Genomic DNA, 4,787 nt, shown 5'->3' on the forward strand with positions numbered 1-4,787 from the left:
GGGGACGTCGTGGCGATGCAGGCGCCCGAGAAGGCCCGGCCGGCACCCGACATCGCGTTCAAGGGGCCGGGCAAAGCGGCGAAGGACGGGGGAGGGGAGGCCGACCTGCGGCTCTCGGATTTCCGCGGCCGCCTCGTCCTCCTGAACCTGTGGGCGACGTGGTGCGCGCCGTGCAAGGCCGAGATGCCGGCCCTCGACCGGCTCGAGGCCGCGCTCGGCGGCAAGGATTTCGCGGTGGTCGCGATCAACCTCGACACGCGCAACCTCGACAGGCCGCCGGTCTGGATGCGGGACAACGGCATCGCGCGGCTGGCCTACTACGCCGATCCTGGCGGGCGCGTGCTGCCGGCGGTGCAGCGCGACACCGGCTCGCCCGGCCTGCCGACGACCCTGCTGGTCGACCCCGCCGGCTGCACCATCGGCGTGATGAAGGGGCCGGCCGAATGGTCGAGCCCGGACGGGCTCGCGCTGATCCGGGCGGCCCTCGGGCGCACGTCCTGAGCCCGCTTCGGAGCGCGGGCGCGCTGTCCATTGGACTTTAAGGCAAGGCGCGAAGCCGGGGGCCGGCGGATGATTTGCCGCGATGCCCGATTGCCTGAGGCCGGACCCTGCGCCATAGCTCGGCTATAGCCGAGGTTGGGCCATGATCTTCGTAACGGATGCAGCCGGAAAGGTGGTCTATCTCAGTGATGAATGGACTGTTCTGACCGGTCAGCAGATCGAAGACGTATCGCAACAGGGATGGAGCAAGGTCATCCATCCGGACGACCTCGCCGTCGTGCGGACCGTGGTCGCCGAGGCGAGCGTCGCCCGCAGCGAGTTCACGGTGCGCTATCGCCTGCTGTCGCCGGACGGGCGGGCGACCTGGGTCGTGGCCGGCGCGGTGCCGTCCTTCGGGCCGCCCGAGCGGACCTTCCTCGGCTTCTTCGGCTCCATCAGCCGGCTCGCGTCGCCGCCGCCCAAGAGCACGGCGACCGGGTCGCTCGGCCGCTTCACCCTGCCGTCGCCGGTGGCGGATTCCGAGCCGCGCTCGGTCTTGGAGCTGGTCGCCGACCACCTGATCACCGCGCACGCGCTGATCATGCAGGGCGGCGGCACCTGCGCGCTGGCCGCGGTCGAGGTCGCCCTGCACGAGGTCGGCCGCGAGCTCGTCCGGGCCTCCGCCACCGCGCAGGACGGCTCGAACCTGCATTAGAGCCTCGTCGCGCGCGGCGGATTCCGGCTCGCGTGAGGACGATGCGATCTCACGACAGGCCCTGACGGCGCGGCGTCGGTTCGGCGCGCCTCACGCCTCGGTGTCGGCGTCGAGGTCGCGCCCGCGGGTCTCGTGCATCATCCAGGCGGCGATCGTGCCGAGCACGCTGAACGCGACGAGGTAGTAGGCCGGCGCCAGCCGGTCGCCGGTGATCGCGATCAGCTTGTTGACGACGTAGTTCGTGCTGCCGCCGAAGATCGAGACCGAGAAGGCGTAGACGATCGAGAGCCCGGCGCTGCGCACCGCCCGCGGCAGCGATTCGGGGATCGCGACGATGATCGCCGCCGCGTTGATCGAGGACAGCGCCGACATCAGGAACGTCACCGCGTAGACCGAGGCCGCGGTCGGCGCCTGCGCCAGCCACCAGAAGGCCGGCACCGCCAGCACCACGATCGCGGCCCGCGGCCACACCAGCACCGGGCGCCGCCCGAACCGGTCGGCGAGCCAGCCGCCCAGCAGCGGGAACACCACCGAGGCGAGGCCGAGGGCGATCGGCACCGCCGTCGACACCGTCTCGGTGAGCCCCAGGGTGGCGTGCGCGTAGACCGGCATGTTGGTGCCAATGGCGTTCGAGACGGTCGAGGCGGCGATGACGACGAAGGTCAGGAGCAGCAGGCGCCCGTGCTCGCGCAGCAGCCGCACCACCACCGCGCCGGTGGAGGCGGCCGCCGCCGGATCCTCGCCCTCGCCCGCGGTCTCGGGCAGGTGGCTGCGGATCACGAGGCCGACCGGCACGACGCCGATGCCGAGCAGGAACATGACGCGCCAGCCCCAATCCGCCATCGCCGCCTCGCCGAGGACGATGGTGAGCCCCGTCGCGACGATGCCGGCGAACAGGGCGGCGCAGCCCTGGCTCGCGATCTGCCAGCTCGCCACGAAGCCGCGGTGCCTCGGGGGCGCCGCCTCCAGCAGGTAGGCGGTGGAGGGGCCGACCTCGCCGCCGAGCGCCAGCCCCTGGATCAGCCGCCCGACGATGACGATCACCTGCGCCCAGCCGCCGAGCGTCGCGTAGGACGGCGCCAGCGCCAGCATCAGCATGCCGACCGCCATCAGCGCGATGGTGATCAGCATGGCGGGCTTGCGCCCGGCCCGGTCGGCGAAGGCGCCGATCACGATGCCGCCGATCGGCCGCATCACGTAGCCGATGCCGAACAGGGCGAGCGAGGCGAGCAGGCTGTCGGTGGCGTTGTCGGACGGGAAGAACGCCGCGCCGATCGGCACGGCGAAGAAGGCGTAGAGCGTGAAGTCGTAGAACTCGAGCGCGTTGCCGAGGACCACGGCGCCGACAGCCTTGCGGTTCAGGGCCGGGTGGTCCGGTGTCGTCGTGGCGGTCATCGCGCGTCCTTGCGTCATCGGTGCCCGCATAGACGTCCCGAGCCCGGACCGCCACCGGCAGGGCTTGCCCGTGGGCGCAAACCCGGGCACCCCCGGCGCCATGACGAAGCCGCGCCCCCGTTCCGCGATCCGCGCCGCGCTCGCGAGCGAGGCGGCCGGCGGCCTCGTGCTGATGGCGGCCGCCGCCTGCGCCCTCGTCGTCGCCAATACCGGGCTCGCCGGGACCTACGCCCAGGCGCTGCACGCGCCGCTCGGCCCGTTGAGCATCCAGCACTGGATCAACGACGGCCTGATGGCGGTGTTCTTCCTGCTCGTCGGCCTCGAGATCAAGCGCGAGGCGCTGGACGGCGCGTTGCGGACCTGGCCCGACCGGGCGCTGCCCGGCATCGCGGCGCTCGGCGGGATGGTGGTGCCGGCCCTGGTCTACCTCGCCTTCAATGCCGGCGCCGGGACCGCGCGGGGCTGGGCGATCCCGGCGGCGACCGACATCGCCTTCGCGCTCGGCGTGCTGGCGCTGCTCGGCCGGCGGGCGCCGGTCTCGCTCAAGATCCTGCTCGGCGCGGTGGCGATCGTCGACGACCTCGGCGCCGTGCTGATCATCGCGCTGGCCTATACCGGCGGCCTCGACCCGACGATGCTCGGGCTCGCGGCCGTGGTGCTGGCGCTCCTCGTCGGCCTGAACCGCTTCGGCGTCGTCGCGCTCGCGCCCTACCTGCTGCTCGGCCTCGTGCTCTGGGTGCTGGTGCTGCGCTCGGGCGTCCACGCCACGGTGGCGGGCGTGCTGCTGGCGCTGACCATCCCGATCCGCGTGAGCCCGGGCCGGCCGGAGGACGCGACCTCGCCGCTGCACCGGCTGGAGCACGCAATCACGCCTTTCGTCGCCTTCGGGATCGTGCCGCTGTTCGGCTTCGCCAATGCCGGGGTGCCGCTGCGCGGCCTGTCGCCCACCGCCTTCCTCGACCCGGTGACGCTGGGCGTCGCGTTCGGGCTGTTCCTCGGCAAGCAGGCCGGCGTGTTCGCCGCCCTGCGCCTCGCGGTGGCGCTCGGCCTCGCGCGCCGGCCCGGCGGGGCGAGCTGGGTCCAGGTCTACGGCGTCGCCGTGCTGTGCGGCATCGGCTTCACCATGAGCCTGTTCATCGGCGCGCTCGCCTTCTCCGATGCCGCCCACGAGACGGAGGTGAAGCTCGGGGTGCTCGCCGGCTCCCTGCTCTCCGGCCTGGTCGGCGCCGCGATCCTCGGGCTCCCGTCCGCGCGGAGCCCCGCCCGGGCCTGAGCCGGGCCCGGCGAGCCGGCTGGCGAATCCTCGAAAACGCCCCTTGCCAGCGTGGGCCGGGCGGGTCTAGCCTCTCCTCATGGCGACGCGGCCCCCCGATGCGAGGCTCCGTCGCCGGAGCGAGACGAAGAGGAGGTCTGCCATGCATGCAAGCCCCACCCACGTCCATTCCGCCGACACCGGTGCCGGTGACCAGGACGATCCGCCGAGCGCTCATCGACAGGGATAGAGGTTTTCGGGAGGGTTTTAGGCGCCCGACCCCGCGGCCCCGAGCGCCGCGGGACGCACGCCGGACAGCACCCTCGAACCCGGGAACGTGGCCCCTGCCACCGGCCCGTCGGCGAAAGCCGGCGGGCTTTTCGTTCGTGCCTCCCGCGTGCCGCCACGGTGCGAAGCGCGCCGGCCGCGCGTCGTCCCGTGCTCCATGCCGATCGAATGCAAAATTACTTACGTATCCGCGCCGCGCCGCCCTTGCGCGCGGAAGCCGAAGCGGTAACGTCGGGCATCATTACAGGATCGGAGAATCACCGCGGAAGAAGAGCGACGGCTAACGATTCGGTCAACGCAGCACAGGATGGTCCCCATGTCCGAGACGATTCGCGTCAAGCCTACCCAGGACGGCACCTATACGGTCTATCGTGGGTCCACCGCCCTGATCTCCGGCCTCACGCGCCTCCAGGCCGAACGCTACGAGGCCAGCATCGGCGACCGCCGGCGTTCCGGGCTTCTCGCCGCCACCGCCTGAGCCGAACGTCAGCCCAGCGCGAGCGGGCCGAGATCCATCACGGTTCCGCCCGCTCCGATCCCGCGCTGCGCCGCCGAGACGACGTGGCGCCCCCCGCTCTCCGAGAACGCGTACAGGATGTAGGCTGCCCGCCGGGCGGCCTCCGACCCGTGCCCGCCGGCCTGCGCGCCGGGCCGCGC

Annotated in this window: 5 protein-coding genes; 4 read left to right on the top strand and 1 reads right to left on the bottom strand. The window is 72.5% G+C overall.

From position 1 onward, the window contains the following. Both FV230_RS24725 and FV230_RS24730 read left to right on the top strand, forming a co-directional pair. The coding region (locus FV230_RS24725; protein ID WP_147844283.1) for a TlpA disulfide reductase family protein at positions 1-501 on the top strand (501 nt) is incomplete at its 5' end. A gap of 142 nt (positions 502-643) precedes the next feature. Further along, on the top strand, positions 644-1,195 hold the full coding sequence (locus FV230_RS24730; protein ID WP_147844284.1) for a PAS domain-containing protein: 552 nt from the start codon (positions 644-646) through the stop codon (positions 1,193-1,195). Between the two features lie 90 nt (positions 1,196-1,285). Here FV230_RS24730 and FV230_RS24735 read toward each other — a convergent pair whose 3' ends face one another. Next, entirely contained in the window at positions 1,286-2,590 is a 1,305-nt protein-coding gene (locus tag FV230_RS24735; RefSeq protein WP_147728681.1) for an MFS transporter, read from the bottom strand. A gap of 100 nt (positions 2,591-2,690) precedes the next feature. On the opposite strand from FV230_RS24735, the gene nhaA reads away from it, so the two are divergent. Next, the gene (gene nhaA / locus FV230_RS24740; RefSeq protein WP_147844285.1) at positions 2,691-3,863 is read left to right on the top strand and encodes a Na+/H+ antiporter NhaA; all 1,173 of its coding nucleotides are present in this window, start codon (positions 2,691-2,693) and stop codon (positions 3,861-3,863) included. 583 nt (positions 3,864-4,446) lie between these two features. Next, positions 4,447-4,608, top strand: coding sequence for a hypothetical protein (locus FV230_RS29975; RefSeq protein ID WP_187274899.1), 162 nt, complete (start codon positions 4,447-4,449; stop codon positions 4,606-4,608). The last annotated feature ends 179 nt before the right edge of the window (positions 4,609-4,787 follow it).

This window comes from Methylobacterium sp. WL6 (genome assembly GCF_008040095.1).
In the GTDB taxonomy this organism is placed as follows: domain Bacteria; phylum Pseudomonadota; class Alphaproteobacteria; order Rhizobiales; family Beijerinckiaceae; genus Methylobacterium.

Bases quoted from the DNA above. Each gene is read 5' to 3' on its own strand.
- FV230_RS24730 (WP_147844284.1), top strand. From the start codon at position 644: ATGATCTTCGTAACGGATGCAGCCGGAAAGGTGGTCTATCTCAGTGAT.
- FV230_RS24735 (WP_147728681.1), bottom strand. From the start codon at position 2,590: ATGACCGCCACGACGACACCGGACCACCCGGCCCTGAACCGCAAGGCT.
- nhaA (WP_147844285.1), top strand. From the start codon at position 2,691: ATGACGAAGCCGCGCCCCCGTTCCGCGATCCGCGCCGCGCTCGCGAGC.
- FV230_RS29975 (WP_187274899.1), top strand. From the start codon at position 4,447: ATGTCCGAGACGATTCGCGTCAAGCCTACCCAGGACGGCACCTATACG.